The 19207-nt window shown below is 68.9% G+C and carries 14 protein-coding genes and 1 pseudogene; 8 read left to right on the forward strand and 7 right to left on the reverse strand.

Annotated elements, in window-relative coordinates:
* The first annotated feature begins 59 nt into the window (after positions 1–59).
* Positions 60–1025, forward strand: coding sequence for a DUF2889 domain-containing protein (locus A5691_RS00005; RefSeq protein ID WP_068016078.1), 966 nt, complete (start codon positions 60–62; stop codon positions 1023–1025).
* Positions 1026–1095: 70 nt separating this feature from the next.
* Here A5691_RS00005 and A5691_RS00010 read toward each other — a convergent pair whose 3' ends face one another.
* From A5691_RS00010 to A5691_RS00020, 3 genes and pseudogenes are all read right to left on the reverse strand, one after another.
* The gene (locus A5691_RS00010) at positions 1096–1512 is read right to left on the reverse strand and encodes a hypothetical protein (RefSeq protein WP_068016082.1); all 417 of its coding nucleotides are present in this window, start codon (positions 1510–1512) and stop codon (positions 1096–1098) included.
* 48 nt (positions 1513–1560) lie between these two features.
* Positions 1561–1842, reverse strand: a pseudogene (locus A5691_RS00015) (ATP-dependent DNA ligase); the annotation flags it as partial.
* On the reverse strand, positions 1827–2267 hold the full coding sequence (locus A5691_RS00020) for a DUF402 domain-containing protein (protein ID WP_067759884.1): 441 nt from the start codon (positions 2265–2267) through the stop codon (positions 1827–1829). The pseudogene A5691_RS00015 and the gene A5691_RS00020, both read right to left, overlap by 16 nt.
* A gap of 84 nt (positions 2268–2351) precedes the next feature.
* Between A5691_RS00020 and A5691_RS00025 the strand changes: the two genes are divergently transcribed.
* Positions 2352–3098 (forward strand): SDR family oxidoreductase, encoded by a 747-nt coding sequence (locus A5691_RS00025; protein ID WP_067759878.1) that lies wholly within the window; start codon positions 2352–2354, stop codon positions 3096–3098.
* A 12-nt stretch (positions 3099–3110) separates the two neighbouring features.
* Here the strand turns inward: A5691_RS00025 and A5691_RS00030 are convergent, their stop codons facing one another.
* Positions 3111–5735: an FHA domain-containing protein gene (locus A5691_RS00030; protein ID WP_197508546.1), complete on the reverse strand. Its 2625-nt coding sequence runs from the start codon at positions 5733–5735 to the stop codon at positions 3111–3113.
* Between the two features lie 296 nt (positions 5736–6031).
* Here A5691_RS00030 and A5691_RS00035 point away from each other — a divergent pair, with 296 nt between their 5' ends.
* The 4 genes from A5691_RS00035 to A5691_RS00045 all read left to right on the forward strand — a co-directional run bounded on the left by A5691_RS00035 (position 6032) and on the right by A5691_RS00045 (position 12415).
* A complete protein-coding gene (locus tag A5691_RS00035) occupies positions 6032–8077 on the forward strand; it encodes a serine/threonine-protein kinase (protein WP_068016086.1) in 2046 nt (681 codons plus the stop codon).
* Positions 8078–8220: 143 nt separating this feature from the next.
* Entirely contained in the window at positions 8221–8715 is a 495-nt protein-coding gene (locus tag A5691_RS26985; RefSeq protein WP_082950063.1) for a hypothetical protein, read from the forward strand.
* A 76-nt stretch (positions 8716–8791) separates the two neighbouring features.
* The gene (uvrB, locus tag A5691_RS00040; RefSeq protein WP_067754825.1) at positions 8792–10951 is read left to right on the forward strand and encodes an excinuclease ABC subunit UvrB; all 2160 of its coding nucleotides are present in this window, start codon (positions 8792–8794) and stop codon (positions 10949–10951) included.
* A gap of 57 nt (positions 10952–11008) precedes the next feature.
* Entirely contained in the window at positions 11009–12415 is a 1407-nt protein-coding gene (locus A5691_RS00045) for an MFS transporter (protein ID WP_067754828.1), read from the forward strand.
* Between the two features lie 12 nt (positions 12416–12427).
* On the opposite strand, the gene A5691_RS00050 is transcribed toward A5691_RS00045, so the two are convergent.
* Positions 12428–13147: an MgtC/SapB family protein gene (locus A5691_RS00050; RefSeq protein WP_067754831.1), complete on the reverse strand. Its 720-nt coding sequence runs from the start codon at positions 13145–13147 to the stop codon at positions 12428–12430.
* A 52-nt stretch (positions 13148–13199) separates the two neighbouring features.
* Positions 13200–14771, reverse strand: coding sequence for a glycosyltransferase family 39 protein (locus tag A5691_RS00055; protein WP_067754912.1), 1572 nt, complete (start codon positions 14769–14771; stop codon positions 13200–13202).
* 285 nt (positions 14772–15056) lie between these two features.
* On the opposite strand from A5691_RS00055, the gene A5691_RS00060 reads away from it, so the two are divergent.
* Positions 15057–15500 carry a universal stress protein gene (locus tag A5691_RS00060; RefSeq protein WP_067754834.1) on the forward strand — a complete coding sequence of 148 codons (444 nt, stop codon included), beginning with the start codon at positions 15057–15059 and terminating at the stop codon, positions 15498–15500.
* Between the two features lie 12 nt (positions 15501–15512).
* Here A5691_RS00060 and A5691_RS00065 read toward each other — a convergent pair whose 3' ends face one another.
* Positions 15513–16190, reverse strand: a complete 678-nt coding sequence (locus tag A5691_RS00065) for an MBL fold metallo-hydrolase (RefSeq protein ID WP_067891872.1) — start codon at positions 16188–16190, stop codon at positions 15513–15515.
* A 111-nt stretch (positions 16191–16301) separates the two neighbouring features.
* Here A5691_RS00065 and uvrA point away from each other — a divergent pair, with 111 nt between their 5' ends.
* Positions 16302–19205 (forward strand): excinuclease ABC subunit UvrA, encoded by a 2904-nt coding sequence (gene uvrA / locus A5691_RS00070; protein ID WP_067781812.1) that lies wholly within the window; start codon positions 16302–16304, stop codon positions 19203–19205.
* Positions 19206–19207: the final 2 nt, after the last annotated feature.

The following is a 19207-nucleotide window of genomic DNA, read 5'->3' on the forward strand; positions in this document are numbered from 1 at the left end:
ACGCCTACCGGCAGGCCTGGGAATGGGCCGACGCGACTGACTGGAAGCCCTGAGCCACCATGCCGTTCGTCGACGACATCCTCGGCCCGCGGCGGCCCTTCGTGGACGGCGGGCCACAGTCGCTGCCGGGCGTACGGCGACGCACCAGCACGATCGACACCCATCCGGATGGGGTGCGCGGCTCCGTGGCGGACCTGCGGGCGCGTGACGTGGTCGGCGCCGAGGACGGACGTGTCGAGATCCTCGGCGAGGTCGGAGTGAGGGCGCACCTCACCGATCAAGTCGTCGACGACATCACCGCGCCCGCCGGTCTGGACGCCTTGCTGGGCTGTCGTGTCGGCGCGGGATTTCGGGCGACGGTCGGCCGGCTGTTCCCTGAGGAAGTAGTGCGGGCCAGCCTGCTGAATCTGTTGCTCGACGACTGGGTCGGTGCGGCGCTCGTGTCCGGATACGCCGCCCAGTACGCGGCGATCGTCGAGGGCGTCGAAGAGAAGATGCCACTGGGCATCGCCGACCGAATGGCCGGGATCTGCGCAGGTTTCGCACCGGACGCGTCGCTGATCGCATTCACCCGGCGGCACGATGTCATCCCGACGGGCCGCGGTCCGGTGGCGCCGCCGCTGAGCGGACTACACGAAGTGGAACCGCTCCGAGCGCGCGGGATGCGCAGGTACCGGCGGCTGGATCTGGCGGACAGCGACTCCGGGTCGGCGCGCTTCCATTCCCACTTCCGCGACTCTCACGTGGACGACGACCTGGTGGAGACGATCGTGCACGAGTACACGGTCGCCGGCACGATCGACACCTCGACGCGCGTCATCACCGGGGTGAACGCCGAGGTGCGAGTGTTGCCGTGGCAGGAATGCCCCGGAGCGATCGGTAGCGCGTCCCGCATCCGCGGTATGACTCTCGCCGAGTTGCGCGACCGCGTCCGCGGCGAATTCGTCGGCACCAGCACCTGCACCCATCTCAACGACACGTTGCGCTCGATCGCCGATCTGCAGGCGCTGATGGACAGCCGGTGAGCAGGTCGACGATCTGGTGTTCGATGTCCTGAAGGTCCGCGGGATCCCGCGTGGAGTCGGCGAATCGAACTCAGGCGGGTAGCGGTCCGCCGCACTGCAGCGCCCCGCTGTTGGGGTCGGGGTTTCCGGGCGCCGGTTTGACGAATTGGTCGGCCTGGGTGAAAACCGCGTCGTCGACGTCGATTTCGCAGTGCACGTTCGCCGCGTAGGGGAAATGCAGCACTATCCGCATCCCGGCCTGCTGGGGATCGGGCAGCACCGTGTTGGCCTCGAACACGTTTCCGGGCATGGACGGCAGGTTGGTGGTGTTGGTCTGGCCGCCGTTGATGACGAACGTGGCCTGGCTCCCGGTCGTCAGCGCATCGATCCGGGCGCGATAGGTGATGTTGTGCAGGTCCGCCCGCGCGGTCGCCGGGCTCAGCTGGGAGCCAACGGCGATGAGGGTCACCGCGGTGATCGGCAGGAGCCTGCTACCGGTGCAGCTCATAGTCGCTGACATTACGCCCAGCGCAATCGGGGGACCAAGCGCTCAGGCCCCGCTCTCCCGCACCACCTCGCCGTCGACCACGAAGCGCGTCGCGCGCTGGGCGGCAAGCGCATCGACGAGTTCCGGGTAGGTTCCGTTGAGCGGCTGTCGGTTTCGCGACAACAACCGCACCCGGTCGCCGTCGCGGAATGTCAGACAGCGCATCCCGTCGAACTTGCGCTCGAAGATCCAGCGCGGATCGGAGAACCGCATGTCGGTCAGGGTCGCCAGCGTGGGGGATCGCCAGTCGGGCACCGGTTCGTCGGGCAGCGCGGCTACGTCTGGCGCCACGTCAGCTCCATCCCATGGCCGGCCAACCAGCGGGAGAGGTCATAGCCGTTGCGGGCCAACCCCGCAACGGCGTCCACGGCGCGCCGCACCGCCAGCTCGGCGACCTCCGGGGTCAACAGGCCGTGCCGGACGGCGTCCAGCAGCTCGTCGACGTCGGCCAGGTCCGCGCCGTCGCCGGTGCGGACTTCGATGTCGAGGTAGTGGTCCTCCGAACGCCACACCTCGGGTCCGGGCGTGTATTCGCCCACGTCGAGGTAGTAGTCGTGATCGCGCTCGTGGCCCGGGTTGAAGTGAAAGACGGTGGCGCGCAAGCCGAGCGAGGGCAGCAGCCAGGATTCGAGGTAATGGAACTGGACGCGGCCGGGGGTGGGCCGGGCCACGTAGAGGCCCCACGGGTGAACCGCATAGTCGTCCACGTCCCGCACGATGCCCTTGGGATCGGTGTTGGTGCGGGCGATCAGGTCGAACGTCTCGTGCTTGGGCGGATGGATGCACCTACTCTAGTCACAATGAGCGACCTCAGCGGAAAGACAGCCCTGGTCACCGGCGGGAATTCGGGCATCGGGCTGGCGGCCGCGCAGCGGCTGGCCGACGCGGGCGCCCACGTCATCCTGACCGGTCGCAACCAGCAGACCATCGACGCCGCCGTGGCCTCGATCGGTGAACGGGCGACGGGCATCCGCGCCGACGTGGCCAACCTGGACGACGTGGCGGCCGTCGCCGACGCCGTCGCGTCACGCGGGAAAGGGCTCGACGTGCTCTTCGCCAACGCGGGAGGCGGAGAATTCGCGGCGCTGGGCGACATTTCGGTCGAACACTTCACGTCCACGTTCATGACCAACGTGGGCGGCACGTTGTTCACCGTGCAAGCCATGCTGCCGTTGCTCAACCCCGGCTCGTCGATCGTGCTGACCGGCTCGACCGCCGCCTACAACGGCACCCCCGCGTTCAGCGTGTACGCGGCGACCAAGGCGGCGATCCGCTCGTTCGGGCGGACCTGGGCCGCCGAACTCGTGGGCCGCGGGATCCGGGTCAACACCATCGTTCCCGGACCGGTCGAGACGCCGGGGCTGTTGGGGCTGGCGCCGGCCGGGCGGGAGCAGGAGTTGCGAGAAGGCGAGGCGGCCAAGGTGCCGATGGGCCGCCTGGGCAGGCCCGAGGAGGTCGCCGCGGCGGTGCTTTTCCTCGCGTCGGACGAGAGCAGCTTCATGACCGGCAGCGAGATCTTCGTCGACGGCGGTGCGGAGCAAATCTAGGGCCGCGCCGGCCTATCGGCGTAAGCGGATTCTCCACCGCACGAAGCCGGCGTAGAAGAGCGACAACGCCGCCAGCATGCCCATGTCCAGCAGCCACACCTTCGGCGTGTGCTGCCAGAACCGGTCCTGGGACAGCAGCGAATCGGGCACCAGGTGCCGCAGATCCACCGTCGACGCGGCCGCGGCGTAGCCCCAGCGCGCGGGCATCGCGAAGGAGAGCTGGTCCAGTCCCAGCCGTCCGGTCACGGGAACCATGCCGCCGCAGAGCACCAACTGGGCCATCACCGTCACCACGAACAGCGGCATGATCTGCTCGCTGGAGCGGACCAGCGACGAGATCGCCAGGCCGAGAATCGCCGAGGCGACACACGTCGCCGCGACGGTGGCGAACAGCTCGACCGTCGCCCCGGCGGTCGAGTGGCCGAGCAGGACGCCGCCGCGTGTCGGCGCGCTCTTGCCGATCACCACGATCGCGGTGATGATGGCCGACTGCAGGACGGCAAAGCCGCAGAACACCGCGGTCTTCGCGAGCAGGTAGGCCGTCGTCGACAACCCGACCGCCTGCTCGCGCTGAAAGATCGGGCGTTCGCCGACCAGGTCGCGGATCGTCAGCGCGGTGCCCATGAACGCCGCGGCCGGCATCAGCAGCGCCAGGATCTGCGCCGCCTCGTCCGGTGTCCCGGCGTTCGTGCCGGGCAGATGAAATCCGTTGCCGCCCGGAACCGTCAGCGACAGCGAACCCAAGATGAACGGCAACAGCGCCAGGAAGATGAAATAGGCGCGGTCGGCGACGACCAGGCGGATCTGCCTTCGGGCGACCGTCGAAATCTGGCGCCGCACACTGGTGTGCACCGGTTCGCCCAGGGCGCCCGGCTCGTCCGCCTTGTCCGGCAACAGTTTCTGCGGCCGCTTCTCGGCGTCACGCTGCTCGAGGAAGCGCCGGTTGGCCTCCTCGGGATCGGCGCCCACCTTGGTGAAGATCTTGGCCCAGTTGGTGGTGCCCATCGCCGCACCGATGCGGTCGGGCGGGCCGCAGTAGGCCGTCTTGCCGCCCGGGGCCACCAGCAGCAGCTGGTCGCAGGTGTCGAGGTAGGACAGCATGTGCGTCACCACGATCACCACCCGGCCGGCGTCGGCCAGCTGCCGCAGCATCGTCATGACCTGGTGGTCGAGCGCCGGGTCCAGGCCGGAGGTCGGCTCGTCGAGGATCAGCAGCGACGGGCCGGTGAGCAGCTCGAGGGCCACCGACGCGCGTTTGCGCTGACCGCCGGACAGCTTGTCCACCCGGGTGTCGGCGTGCTTGGTCAGGTCCAGTTCGTCGAGGACCTGCGCGACGACCTTCGCCCGGTCGGATTTGCTGGTGTCGGGCGGCAGCCGCAGCTCGGCGGCGTAGCCGAGCGCCTGGTTGATGGTCAGCTGCCGGTGCACCACGTCGTCCTGCGGGACCATGCCGATGCGGCTGCGCAACGACGCGTATTCGGCGTGAATGTCGTGGCCCTCGAACGTGACCGAGCCCGAACTGGGAGTGGTGTAGCCGGCGATCAGCCTGGCCAGGGTGCTCTTCCCGGCGCCCGACCCGCCGATCACGGCGGTCAGCGTTCCGGGTCGCGCGATCAGCGAGATCTCGTCCAGCAGTTGTTTGCCGCCGTCGACGACGTAGTTGACGTTGCGCACCTCGAGCCCGCCGGTGCGGGTCTCGGCCTCGCTGCGCTTGGTCAGGGTGCCGCCGCGGAAAACGAGGTCGACATTGCCGATGGTGACGACGTCGTCGTCGGACAGGATGGCCGACCCGACCCGGGTGCCGTTGACGAAGGTCCCGTTGATGCTGTTGTCCCGGATCTCGGTGCCCAGCGGCGTCTGCACCAACGTGGCGTGCTGACGTGAGGCCAGCACGTCGGAGACCACGATGTCGCTCTCCGCGGCGCGCCCGATCGTCATGGCGCCCGGGGTGCCCGCGGCCGCCGACGAGCGCGGCGAGAGCAACTTCACAAAGCGCGTCGCGAGGTTGGACACGTCGGCCGTCTTCGCGTCGACCACGGTGAGTTCGGCCGGCGGCGTCGACCCCGCCTGTGGCTTCCCCGCGTGCACGACGGTCCGTTCCGCGGGCGGTGTGCCCCGTGGCCGCGGCCGCGGCGGCGCCTGCCGGGGCGGTGGAACAGGCTGGCGGACCGGGGAATTCGGGCGCGCGGCCGGCGGCCCGGGTGTCGCGGGCCGCGGCGGACGGGTCGGATTCGTTTGCTGCTCCGGCAGCGCGGACCAGGCCAGCGTCGGCGGCCCGGCCTCCGGACCCGGGCGGGTCCGGCCCGGGCGGTCGGTATAACCCTGCTGCGGCCCGACGGCGAAGGTCAGGCGCGGTCCCCGCGGGTTGCCGACGTGAATGGTCTGGCCGTCGTGGACATCGATGACCGGCATCCGGTAGCCGTTGAGATAGGTCCCGTTCAGCGAGCCGTTGTCGATTGCCAGCCACCGGCCCTGGTCGAAACGCAGGATCAGGTGGGCGCGCGAAATCCGGGGATCGGGGATGCGCACGTCGGCCTCGGTGTCGCGGCCGACGACCACCTCGTGGCCGGCCGCGAAGGATCGTTGGGACCCGTCGTGCCGAATCGTCAGGATGGGCGGGGCGGGTCGAGTCACCATTCAAGTATCGGTGCGCGCGGTGAGTGGTCTCTATTGGGACCGCCTGTGATTTGGCTATGTGTCGAAGCGGCGACTCATAGCCGTTTCATAGCTCGCTGAGACGAAGCCCCTACCGCGGTCCGGCATGATCTGAACGGAAGGGGAGGTCTGTTTCCGGGCGCGCCGGGCACATCGTCGTGCCGGCTGGAACGCCGAGGTGAAGCGAGGCTCAATCGCGATGCATGTGCCCGAGGCAGTGCGCGCCGTGTCAGGTTGCGGCACGCCGGGGTCCAAACGACGAGGGGGCGAGGCGGTAGATGGATGACGACAAGGGGACTACCCGGCGCATCGGCGCCGGGCGGCGGCTGCTGAGCAACCCGCGGGAGGCCCGTGCCGCCCTGCGCGCGGGATTTCAGTCGTTGCCCGCGGTCACCATCGCCCAGCTGTTTCGCCGCATCCCGCCGATCAGTTCGAGCCCGAACGCGGAGCCCGAGGAGCGCCCCGCGGAGGCCGACGGTGCCCGCCTGTCGATCTCCAGCGGGGCACCCTTCGCCGGCTACACGATCCTGCGCCAGCTGGGCGCCGGGGGCATGGCCGAGGTGTACCTGGCGCTGCATCCCCGGTTGCCGCGTCGCGACGTCATCAAGGTTCTTGCGGAAGCGGTCACCGCCGATCCGGAGTTCCGTGAAAGGTTCAACCGCGAGGCGGATCTGGCCGCGACGTTGTGGCATCCCCACATCGTCGGCGTGCACGACCGCGGCGAATTCAACGGTCACCTCTGGATTTCCATGGATTACGTCGAGGGCACCGACGCCTCCCGGCTGGTGAAGGAGCGCTACCCCGACGGGATGCCGGTCGGTGAGGTGTGCGCGATCGTCCAGGCTGTCGCGGGGGCCCTCGACTACGCTCACGACCGCGGGCTGCTGCACCGCGACGTGAAACCGGCGAACATCCTGCTCACCCATCCGGACGATGGTGAACGCCGAATCCTGTTGGCGGACTTCGGCGTCGCGCGTCACCTCGGCGACATCAGCGGGATCACCGAGACCAATGTCGCGGTGGGAACGGTGGCCTACGCCGCGCCGGAACAGTTGACGGGATCCAACATCGACGGCCGGGCGGACCAATACGCATTGGCCGCAACGGCTTTCCACCTGCTCACCGGAGCGCCGCCGTTCCAGCATTCGAATCCGATCGCGGTGATCAGCCAGCACCTGCACGAAGAGCCGCCCCGCCTCAGCGATTACCGCCCGGAGCTGGCGCATCTGGACGAGGCGTTCCGCAAGGCGCTGGCGAAACAACCCGAGGACCGTTTCGAGCGGTGCCGCGCCTTCGCGGCCGCCGTCGGCGAGCGCTGCGACGACGTGGCGGAGGCCGGCCCGCGCGCCCGGGCCCGCACCGCCGTGACCACGCCGCCGCGCAACGGCCCCCGCGCCGCCCTCGCCGCCATGAACCACCGGTTCTCGGCGCGGACTCGATGGGCGGTCGGGCTGCTGTGCGCGATGCTGATCGCCGTGGCCGCCACCTGGTCGGTCCTGTACTCGTTCGAGCCGGACACCCCGCCCGCCAGCCCGACGCTCGCGTCGAAACCGTCCGTCCCGGCGCCCGCGAGGTCCGGGGGGCCGACGCTCTCCGGCAGCTATCGGCTGGACTACGACCAGGGCAAGCGGACCACCAACGGCGTCGCGATCCGCCACGACGGCCCTGCCACCGGCTGGTGGGCCTTCCGCTCCGGGTGCACCACGAACGGCTGCGCGGCCACCGGCGCCCGGCTGGACAACGCGACCCACCAGACTGCGAGCGGCCCGACGGACACGCTGCACTTCGTCGGCGGCTACTGGCAGGGCGCGCCGCAGCAGGAACGGATGGACTGCACGCCGCCCAACTCCCAGGCCAAGGCGACCCAGCAGGAGACGCTGGCGTGGTCGCTGGCCCCGCAGGCCGACGGCACCCTGCGCGGCACGGTGACGGAGACCGTGCAGACCAACGAGTGTGGCGCGCAGGGCGCGGTGGTGCGGGTGCCGGTGGTGGCCACCCGGGTCGGCGACGCGCCCGCCGGGGTCAGCCTGGGCGACCCCGCGGAGGCCGTCGCCACGTCGACGGCCGCCGCCGCCCCGGTGCCGCCCGTGCTCGGCGCGGTGTGCGGCGACGTCGGCAAGCTGGCCTACGACCCGACCAACAGCGAGCAGATCGTCTGCGAGGGCAACAGCTGGGCCAAGGCACCGATCACGATGGGCGTGCACGCCTCCGGCAGTTCATGCGACCGGCCTGGCACCTCGGTGTTCGCCATGACCACCTCCAACGACGGCTACCTCTTGCAGTGCGATCCCGTCACGCGGACGTGGACCCGTCCGGTGGGGTAGTGCGTGTCCGGACCAATAGGTGACCTTCGGATTTGATATCACCAGCGCTATCACGTTCCAGAATCGTGTTGTCCTTAAGCCGGCACTCGTGTGAAGGACGTGGCGGGCCCCGGCGCGTTGACTGACTAGAGGAGGTCGGAACAATGGTGCGCCCACCGCCTGACGCCGACGACGCTGAAGTGCAGTTTGCCGCTGATGTGCTGCGGAAATTGTTGCGCCATATCGACTTCGAGAACAGCAGGCGTAGCAACCGCTATCTGGTCTCCCACGCTTGGACCGATGGGCCGATGATGTACCTGGTGTACGCGGCGCCACCGTCGGACAGAAGTTGGGGACTGGCCCGCGACACCAGGGAGTCAATCATCGACCCCGCCCCGTGGCCGAACTTGGACGAGGCGGTGCTCTACTACTATCTGCTCGATTTCGAGGAGAACCAGCCCTCCTCGTCTCTTGGCGGGCCGGGCGAGCCGGACACCATTTGGTGGTTCGGCTGCCCGGGCGAAGGCCTCCCGGCACGGCCATCAAGCATCCCTGAGGCGTGTCGGTGCACCCCATCGAACCGATCCCGGCCGCCCAATCCCAGAAGGGGCGAGAGCGGGCCCGCCCCGCAGCCCCGTCGATACGGCAATCCGCTCTGAGCGCAATGGCCTGGTCAGAGGGCTGCCTGACGCCGGCTCCGCGACACTTGTCGGTGCGCGGTTCTAACCTGGTGGCATGGCTTTCGCCACGGAACATCCCGTAGTCGCACATTCGGAATACCGCGCGGTCGACGAGGTCGTGCGCGTCGGCGGCCACTTCGAGGTCGTCAGCCCGCACGCGCCCGCCGGCGACCAGCCGGCCGCCATCGACGAGCTGGAACGCCGCATCAGGGCGGGCGAGCGCGACGTGGTGTTGCTCGGCGCCACCGGTACCGGGAAGTCGGCCACCACCGCCTGGCTCATCGAGCGGCTGCAACGGCCCACGCTGGTCATGGCGCCGAACAAGACGCTGGCCGCCCAGCTTGCCAACGAGTTGCGAGAGATGTTGCCGCACAACGCGGTCGAGTACTTCGTCTCGTACTACGACTACTACCAGCCGGAGGCGTACATCGCCCAGACCGACACCTACATCGAGAAGGACAGCTCGATCAACGACGACGTGGAGCGGCTGCGGCACTCCGCGACGTCGTCGCTGCTCTCGCGGCGCGACGTGGTCGTGGTGGCCTCGGTGTCGTGCATCTACGGCCTGGGCACCCCGCAGTCGTACCTGGACCGCTCCGTGGAACTCAGCGTCGGCACCGAGGTGCCCCGCGACGCGCTGCTGCGGTTGCTGGTCGACGTGCAGTACACCCGCAACGACCTGTCCTTCACCCGGGGCTCGTTCCGGGTGCGCGGCGACACGGTCGAGATCATCCCGTCCTACGAAGAGCTGGCGGTGCGCATCGAGTTCTTCGGCGACGAGATCGAGGCGTTGTACTACCTGCACCCGCTGACCGGCGACGTGATCCGCCAGGTCGACTCGCTGCGGATCTTCCCGGCCACCCACTATGTCGCCGGTCCGGAGCGGATGGCCCATGCGATCTCGACTATCGAGGAGGAGCTGGCGCAGCGGCTGGCCGAGCTGGAGGGCCAGGGCAAGCTGCTGGAGGCGCAGCGGCTGCGCATGCGCACCAACTACGACATCGAGATGATGCGCCAGGTCGGCTTCTGCTCGGGAATCGAGAACTACTCGCGCCACATCGACGGCCGCGGCCCCGGCTCGCCCCCGGCGACCCTGCTCGACTACTTCCCCGAGGATTTTCTGCTGGTCATCGACGAGTCGCACGTCACGGTGCCGCAGATCGGCGGGATGTACGAGGGCGACATGTCCCGCAAGCGCAACCTGGTCGAGTACGGGTTCCGGCTGCCGTCGGCGTGCGACAACCGCCCGCTGACCTGGGAGGAGTTCGCCGACCGGATCGGGCAGACGGTGTACCTGTCGGCCACCCCGGGCCCCTACGAGCTGAGCCAGGCCGGCGGCGAGTTCGTCGAGCAGGTCATCCGGCCGACCGGCCTGGTGGACCCGAAGGTGGTGGTCAAGCCCACCAAGGGGCAGATCGACGACCTGATCGGGGAGATCCGCAAGCGCACCGACGCCGACGAGCGGGTGCTGGTCACCACGCTGACCAAGAAGATGGCCGAGGACCTCACTGATTACCTGCTGGAGATGGGCATCCGGGTGCGCTATCTGCACTCCGAGGTCGACACGCTGCGCCGGGTGGAACTGCTGCGCCAGCTGCGGCTGGGGGACTACGACGTGCTCGTCGGCATCAACCTGCTCCGCGAGGGCCTGGACCTCCCCGAGGTCTCGCTGGTGGCGATCCTGGACGCCGACAAGGAGGGCTTCCTGCGGTCCTCGCGCAGCCTGATCCAGACCATCGGCCGCGCAGCCCGCAACGTCTCCGGCGAAGTGCACATGTACGCGGACTCGATCACCGACTCGATGAAAGAGGCGATTGACGAGACCGAACGGCGGCGGGCCAAGCAGATCGCCTACAACGAGGCCCACGGCATCGACCCGCAGCCGCTGCGCAAGAAGATCGCCGACATCCTCGACCAGGTCTATCGCGAGGCCGACGACACGGAAACGGTGGGGGTCGGCGGGTCCGGCCGCAACTCCTCCCGGGGCCGGCGCGCCCAGGGCGAACCGGGCCGCGCCGTCAGCGCCGGGGTCTTCGAGGGCCGCGACACGACCAGCATGCCGCGCGCCGAATTGGCCGACCTGATCAAGGACCTCACCGAGCAGATGATGGCCGCCGCGCGAGACCTGCAGTTCGAGCTGGCCGCGCGCTTCCGCGACGAGATCGCCGACCTGAAGAAGGAACTGCGGGGGATGGACGCCGCCGGCCTGAAATGAGTTTGCTGGCAGCGCATCTCCGATTTGCACCCCTGAGGCACCCCATACGGTAGAAGGGTGACCGACACCGCGACCGTGACTGGCGGCTGGCGCCAGCTGCTGGGCGCCAGGTATCTGAGGACCTCCATCCTGCTGGCGGGTGGGGTGTGTCTTTACGCCACGAACGAGTTCCTGACCACCAGCTTGTTGCCGAACACCATCGCCGAAATCGGCGGCAGCCGGCTCTACGCCTGGGTCACGACCCTGTACCTCGTCGGGTCGGTGGTGGCGGCCGCGATGGTCAATCCGATGCTGCTGCGCGTCGGGGCGCGCTCGTGCTACCTGACCGGTCTCGCCGTGTTCGGCACCTCCAGCCTGGTTTGCGCGGCGGCGCCCAACATGGAGGTTCTGATAGCCGGGCGCGCCCTGCAGGGTGTCGCAGGCGGGCTGCTGGCCGGCCTCGGGTACGCGCTGATCAATTCCGCTCTTCCGCGCATGCTGTGGACGCGCGGCTCGGCGCTGGTGTCGGCGATGTGGGGCGTGGCGACGGTGGTCGGCCCGACGACGGGCGGCCTGTTCGCCCAGCTGGGCCTGTGGCGGTGGGCCTTCGTGGCGATGGCGGTGCTGACCGCCCTGATGGGCCTGCTGGTGCCCGTCGCGCTGGCCCGCGTCGAGCACACGCCCGTCGTGGCGCCGATGAAGGTCCCGGTGCGGTCGCTGCTGCTGATCGGTGCCGCCGCGCTGGCGGTCAGCGTCGCCCAGATTCCGAGCAACACGCTGGCGACGTTCGCCCTGCTCGCCGTCGGCGTCGCCCTGGTGGGAGCGTTCGTGCTCGTCGATTGGCGGACGCACGCGGCGATCTTGCCGCCCAGCGTCTTCGGCCCCGGCCCACTGAAGTGGATCTATCTGACCATGGGCGCGCTGATGGGCGCCGCGATGGTGAACACCTACGTGCCCCTGTTCGGCCAGCGGCTGGCGCACCTGACCCCGATAGCGGCCGGATTCCTGGGGGCCGCGCTGGCGCTGGGCTGGACGGTCAGCGAGATCCTCAGCGCGTCCCTGGAGAGCCCCCGCACGATCGCGCGGGTCATCGTGGCGGCACCGATCGTGGCCGCCTCCGGCCTGGCCCTGGCCGCGGTCGCCCGCCGCGGGGACACGTCCCCGTGGACGGCCGCGCTGTGGGCGATCGCGCTGCTGGTGGCGGGCACCGGGATCGGGATGGCCTGGCCGCATCTGTCGGCGCGCGCGATGTCCTCGGTCGACGACCCGGCCGAAGGCGGCGCCGCCTCGGCGGCGATCAACACCGTCCAGCTGATCTCCGCGGCCATCGCCGCGGGTCTGGCCGGCGTGGTGGTGAACACCGCCAAGGGCGGCGACGGGATGGCGGCGCACTGGCTGTTCACGGTGTTCACCGCGCTCTGCGCGGCCGGGGTGGCAGTGTCTTACGGCGCGACCCGCCCGCGCCAGGTGCAACCCGTCGGCTGACCCGCGGCGGCGTCAGTCCGGGTCGTCGTCGGCCTGGAAGACGGCCACCACCCCGTCGACGTCGCCCAACACCTGTCGCGCGCTCGCGATCCTGGTGCCGGACAACGTCATCGCCACCCGCACCTCGCCGTCGTCGATGTCGTGCGCGTCCGCGTCGAGCTCGGCCAGCTGCCAGTTCTGCTGCCCGCAGATGCGCAGCACCTCCCGCAGCATGCCGCGACCGTTCTCGTAGATGATCTGCACCCGGACGGTGCCCCGCAGCTGGGCCGTCAGGTGGCCCTCGACCGCCTTGAAGACGAGCGCGCTGACGAAGTGCAGGGCCACGACGGCGCTGGCGAGCAGCAGCAGGCCGGCGCCCACCGCCATGCCGACCGCGGCCGATTCCCAAACCGCGGCCGCCGTCGTGAGCCCGTGCACGGCACCACGCCGGGTGATGATGATGCCGGCCCCCAAAAAGCCGACGCCGGAAACGATTTGGGCCGCGACGCGGGATGGGTCCAGTGCGACCGCGCCGGGCGACAGGACGTCGGCGAAGCCGTACTTGCTGACCAGCATGATCAACGCCGCCGACGTCCCGACGATCGTCTGCGTCCGCAGCCCGGCGCTCTTGCCCTGGATGGTGCGTTCGAAGCCGATGAGCGCGGTCAATCCGAACGCGGCGAACAGCTCGACCAGGTGTCGGAGACCCTGCACGTTGCCGCCCAGCAGCGGTGCGGCCAGCGAGCTTTGCATACCCCGTCAACTACCCAACAAATGGCGGTTCATGCCGCCGGCAAAGCGCGAATCAGCGCGTGGACTTCACCACCTGCGAGTAATGGAACTGCCAGCGTTCGACAATGCGGAACCCGAGGTAACTCGGGAATCGATAGGCCGGGGCGCGGCCGAATGCGGGCCCGGGTGGCAATGACGCCCCGGATTGGTGGTCGGGCAGCGACGTTTCCTTATTGGTAATGGTCCAGATCGCGGGGCATTTGTTGATTTTTGCGGTGGTGAGCCACACGGCGACGTGCCCGTCCCACAACGACCCGACCTTCGGCCCGTACGCGCCCCGTTCGACGTCGATCAGGGACCGGAAGGCCGCCGGCCGGGTGGCCAGCAGGGCGCGGATCGGGCCGGGCCGCCACGGCACGGTGTTGTCGACCATCAGGCAGTCACCGGGGGCGGCGTGCGAGCTGATCAGATCGGCGACCTGGCTGTAATCCCAGCCCTCCTTGGCGTACGGCCACCGCTGGACGAACAGGTAGTTCGGCACCGCGGCCACGGCGCAGACCAGCACCACACCGGCGATCGGCCAGGGTTTGCGGGCGAGCGTGACGATGCACACGGCCAGCACGACGGCCATCGCGGGCGCGGTGAAGATCAGGTAGCGCGGGTAGTAGATCGGTTCGCTGACGGCCGAATAGACGACCACGAGCGCGGTGGGAATGACCAGCCAGGCCGAGCAGGCGATCAACAGGCGGCGCACGTCGCCGGCCGGTGGCCGGACCCCCGCCAGCCGGGCGGCGATCGCCGCCACGACGAGGACCGCGGACAGGATCGCGAACGGAACGCTGTGGTCGAAATACTGGCGCAGGACGATGTCGAACGCGTAATGCCAGCTGACCGGGTAGATCCAGTTGACCTGCCAAACCTGGGCGTGGGCGAACAACATGAACGGCGTCATGGCAGCGACCGCGACGGTCGAGCTGCCCGCCCACCAAATCAGCGGGGATTTGCGCGCTTTCTCGGGCGCCAGCAGAGGCACCATTACCGCATAAACCGGCACCAACAGCACCATGTTCAGATTCAGCAGAATCGACAGCATTAACGCCAGCGCGTAGCAAATCCACAATCGCGGTCTGTTGCGCCGGACGGCGGCGACGAGCAATACGGTGAGCCAGACCGCCGCGGCGGCCGCGAAGGCGTAGGGTCGCGCCTCCATGCCCGCCCAGGTGGTGCGCGGCAAGATGGCGAACACGACGCCCGCGCACACGGCGACCGGCCGGGTGGAGAACCGTCTGGTGAACACCGTGACACCCGCGGCGGCGGCGCCGATCGCGAGGGCGCTGGGCGCCCGCGACCAAAATTCGGTCGGCGGAAAAACGGCGAACCAGCCGTGCATCAGCAGGTAATACAGCCCGTGTACGGCGTCGATGTGGCTCAGCAGGCGCCACAGCTCGGCCAGAGTCCGGCTCGCCGCGGCCGAGATGGTCGCCCCCTCGTCGAACCACAGCGAGGGCCGGCAGGCCCAGGCGCCGCTGACGACGGCCGCGAAGACGGCGATGGCCCACGGGTCGAGCAATCTTCCGGGCGGACGCGCGGGTGCGGGCTCCTCGACGTGGTCCGCGACGCGCTGCTCGACGGTGGGCATTGACATGATGCTTGTCACTGTAAAGCGGAATCGCCGGGACGGGTCACAATACCGCCCCGGGCTATTCGACCCCGCCGTGCGCATTCCACGAAAAGCGGCGTTATGCAACGCTTTCCGCCGCCGGCCAGAGCATTTGAATGTTTTGTCATCGGCGATATTCTCCGTTGCCGCGGCGCGACGCCGCAAATTGTCGACACGCCCGGCCATGTGGTGTCGCTAATCTCTTCCCTGTGCAACGGGCAAACGCGATAGTGTCTTGGGTTGGCTGACCAACCGAATCAGGGAGGGTAAATGGGCGCCTATCGGACTGTGGTGGTGGGAACCGACGGCTCGGACTCGTCAATGCGCGCGGTAGACAAGGCGGCGCAGATCGCGGGGCCGGACGCCAAGCTGCTCGTCGCGTCGGCATACCTGCCCCAGCATGAGGACGCCCGGGCGGCGGACGCCCTGCGCAACGAGAGCTACAAGGTGTCCGGCACCGCGCCCATCTACGCGATCCTGCAGGATGCCAAGGAGCGGGCGCACAAGGCCGGGGCCAAGAACGTCGAGGAGCGCCCGATCGAGGGCGCCCCGGTCGACGCGCTGGTCAAGCTCGCCGAGGACGAGAAGGCCGACCTGCTGGTCGTCGGAAACGTCGGCCTGAGCACGATCGCCGGCCGGTTGCTGGGATCGGTGCCCGCCAACGTCTCACGCCGGGCCAAGGTCGACGTGCTGATCGTCCACACCACGTCCTAACGCAGGGCCGCCCTACCAGCCCCGCTCGCGCCATTCCGCCAGGTGGGGACGCTCGGCGCCCAGCACCGTGTCGTCACCGTGACCGGGGTAGATGACGGTCGAATCGTCGTACACGTCGAACACCCGCGTGGTGACGTCGTCGAGCAGCTGGGTGAAATCGCCAGGCTGCCACGTCTTGCCGACGCCGCCCGGGAACAGGCAGTCGCCGGTGAACAGCTGCGTGACCCCGCCCGTCGCGGGCCCGTCGAGGGCGAGCGCGACGGAGCCCGGCGTGTGGCCGCGCAGGTGGATGACCTTGAACTGCAGCTCGCCGATTTCGACGGTGTCGCCGTCGGCCAGCAAACGATCCGGTTTGACCGGCAACGGCTCGGCGTCGATCTCGTGGGCTGCGGTCGGTGCGCCGGTGGCCTCGGCCACGGCCTGAAGCGCCTGCCAGTGGTCGAAATGCTGATGGCTGGTCACGATCAGCGCCACCTTGGGGGCGTTCTGCCGGATCAGGTCGATCAGGACGTCGGCGTCGTTGGCGGCGTCGATCAACAACGTTTCGCCCGTGGCGGAACAAGTCACCAAATACGCATTGTTGTCCATGGGGCCCACCGACGCCTTTAGGATCGTGGCGCCGGGTAGGGTCCGGCGGGCCGCGGTACCAGGGTCGACGTGTCCGGTGTAGTTGTCGTCCAGGGCAGTCATAGCGGCCACGTTACTGGTCAAACGTTGCTTGTCGGTATGGGCACATAGCATGGAATGCGCCGTGCGCATCTACGGCTACAGCACGTCAAAGATTCACTGAAAGAAGGCAGCGTGGCTGACCGCCTGATCGTCAAGGGCGCCCGCGAACACAACCTGCGCGGCGTCGACCTCGACCTGCCGCGCGACGCGCTGATCGTCTTCACCGGGCTGTCGGGATCGGGCAAATCGTCGCTGGCTTTCGACACCATTTTCGCCGAGGGCCAGCGCCGGTACGTGGAGTCGCTGTCGGCCTACGCCCGCCAGTTCCTGGGGCAGATGGACAAGCCCGACGTCGACTTCATCGAGGGCCTCTCCCCGGCGGTGTCCATCGACCAGAAATCGACCAACCGCAACCCGCGGTCGACGGTCGGGACGATCACCGAGGTCTACGACTACCTCCGGCTGCTCTACGCGCGCGCCGGAACGCCGCACTGCCCGGTCTGCGGCGAGCGGATCGCCCGGCAGACGCCCCAGCAAATCGTCGACCAGGTGCTGGCGATGCCAGAAGGCACCCGGTTCCTGGTGCTCGCCCCGGTGGTGCGCACCCGCAAGGGCGAGTTCGCCGACCTGTTCGAGAAGCTGAACGCGCAGGGCTACAGCCGGGTCCGGGTCGACGGCGTGGTGCACCCGCTGACCGACCCGCCCAAGCTGAAGAAGCAGGAGAAGCACGACATCGAGGTGGTGGTCGACCGCCTCACCGTCAAAGCCAGCGCCAAGCAGCGGCTCACCGACTCGGTGGAGACCGCACTGAACCTGGCCGACGGCATCGTGGTGCTGGAGTTCGTCGACCACGAGCACGACGCGCACAACCGCGAGCAGCGGTTCTCCGAGAAGCTGGCTTGCCCCAACGGGCACTCGCTGGCGGTCGACGACCTCGAGCCGCGGTCGTTCTCGTTCAACTCGCCCTATGGCGCCTGCCCCGAGTGCACCGGCCTGGGCATCCGCAAGGAGGTCGACCCCGACCTGGTGGTGCCCGATCCGGAGCGCACGCTCGCCGAGGGCGCGGTGGCGCCGTGGTCGACGGGCCACACCGCGGAGTACTTCACCCGGATGATGGCCGGCCTCGGCGACGAGCTGGGCTTCGACGTCGACACGCCCTGGCGCAAGCTGCCGGCCAAGGCGCGCAAGGCGATTCTCGAGGGCTCCGACCACCAGGTGCACGTGCGCTACCGCAACCGGTACGGCCGAACCCGTTCCTACTACGCCGATTTCGAGGGCGTGCTGGCGTTCCTGCAGCGCAAGATGGCGCAGACCGAGTCCGAGCAGATGAAGGAGCGCTACGAGGGCTTCATGCGCGACGTGCCCTGCCCGGAGTGCGAGGGCACCCGGCTCAAGCCCGAGATCCTGGCGGTGACGCTGGCCGCGGGGCGGCACGGCAAGAAGTCCATCGCCGAGGTGTCCGAGCTGTCGATCTCGGACTGCTCGGACTTCCTGAACGCGCTGACTCTGGGCCCCCGCGAGCAGGCGATCGCCGGGCAGGTGCTCAAGGAGATCCAGTCGCGGCTGGGCTTTCTGCTCGACGTGGGGCTGGACTATCTGTCGCTGTCCCGCGCCGCGGCCACGCTGTCCGGCGGTGAGGCCCAACGCATCCGGCTGGCCACCCAGATCGGGTCCGGACTGGTGGGTGTCCTGTACGTGCTCGACGAGCCGTCCATCGGGCTGCACCAGCGCGACAACCGTCGGCTCATCGAAACACTCACGCGGCTAAGGGATTTGGGCAACACGCTGATCGTCGTCGAGCACGACGAGGACACCATCGCCCACGCCGACTGGATCGTCGACATCGGCCCGCGGGCGGGCGAGCACGGCGGCCAGATCGTGCACAGCGGCACCTACGCCGAGCTGCTGGCCAACACGGAGTCGATCACCGGGGCCTTCCTGTCGGGCAAGGAGGCCATCGAGATGCCGGCGATCCGGCGTCCGATAGACCGCAAGCGTCAGCTCACCGTGGTGGGCGCGCGCGAGCACAACCTGCGCGGCATCGACGTCTCGTTCCCGCTCGGGGTGCTCACCTCGGTGACCGGCGTGTCCGGATCGGGCAAGTCGACGCTGGTCAACGACATCCTGGCCACGGTGCTGGCCAACCGGCTCAACGGCGCCCGGCTGGTCCCGGGCCGGCACACCAGGGTGACGGGCCTGGACCACCTCGACAAGCTGGTCCGCGTCGACCAGTCGCCGATCGGTCGCACGCCGCGGTCCAACCCGGCCACCTACACCGGCGTGTTCGACAAGATCCGCACGCTCTTCGCGGCCACCACGGAGGCCAAAGTCCGTGGCTACCAACCGGGCCGGTTCTCGTTCAACGTCAAGGGCGGCCGCTGCGAGGCGTGCACGGGCGACGGCACGATCAAGATCGAGATGAACTTCCTGCCGGACGTGTACGTGCCCTGCGAGGTCTGCCACGGCGCACGGTACAACCGGGAAACCCTGGAAGTGCACTACAAGGGCAAAACGATCTCCGAAGTGCTGGACATGTCGATCGAGGAGGCGGCGGAGTTCTTCGAGCCGATCACCGGCATCCACCGTTACCTGCGCACGCTGGTCGACGTCGGCCTGGGCTACGTCCGGCTGGGCCAGCCCGCCCCCACGCTGTCCGGTGGTGAGGCGCAGCGCGTCAAGCTGGCCGCCGAGCTGCAGAAGCGTTCGACGGGGCGGACCATCTACATCCTCGACGAGCCCACCACCGGGCTGCATTTCGACGACATCCGCAAGCTGCTCACCGTCATCAACGGGCTGGTGGACAAGGGCAACACGGTCATCGTCATCGAGCACAACCTGGACGTCATCAAGACGTCCGACTGGATCGTCGACATGGGTCCCGAGGGCGGCGCCGAGGGCGGAACCGTTGTCGCCGAGGGCACTCCAGAGGACATCGCCGCCGTGCCGGAAAGCTACACCGGGAAATTCCTCGCCGAGGTGATCGGCCGCGCCGCCCCGCCGCAGCGGCCGAAGCGGCGACGCAAAGTCACCGCCTGACC

Origin of the sequence: Mycobacterium sp. E183 (assembly GCF_001667735.1) — a bacterium.
GTDB lineage: Bacteria > Actinomycetota > Actinomycetes > Mycobacteriales > Mycobacteriaceae > Mycobacterium.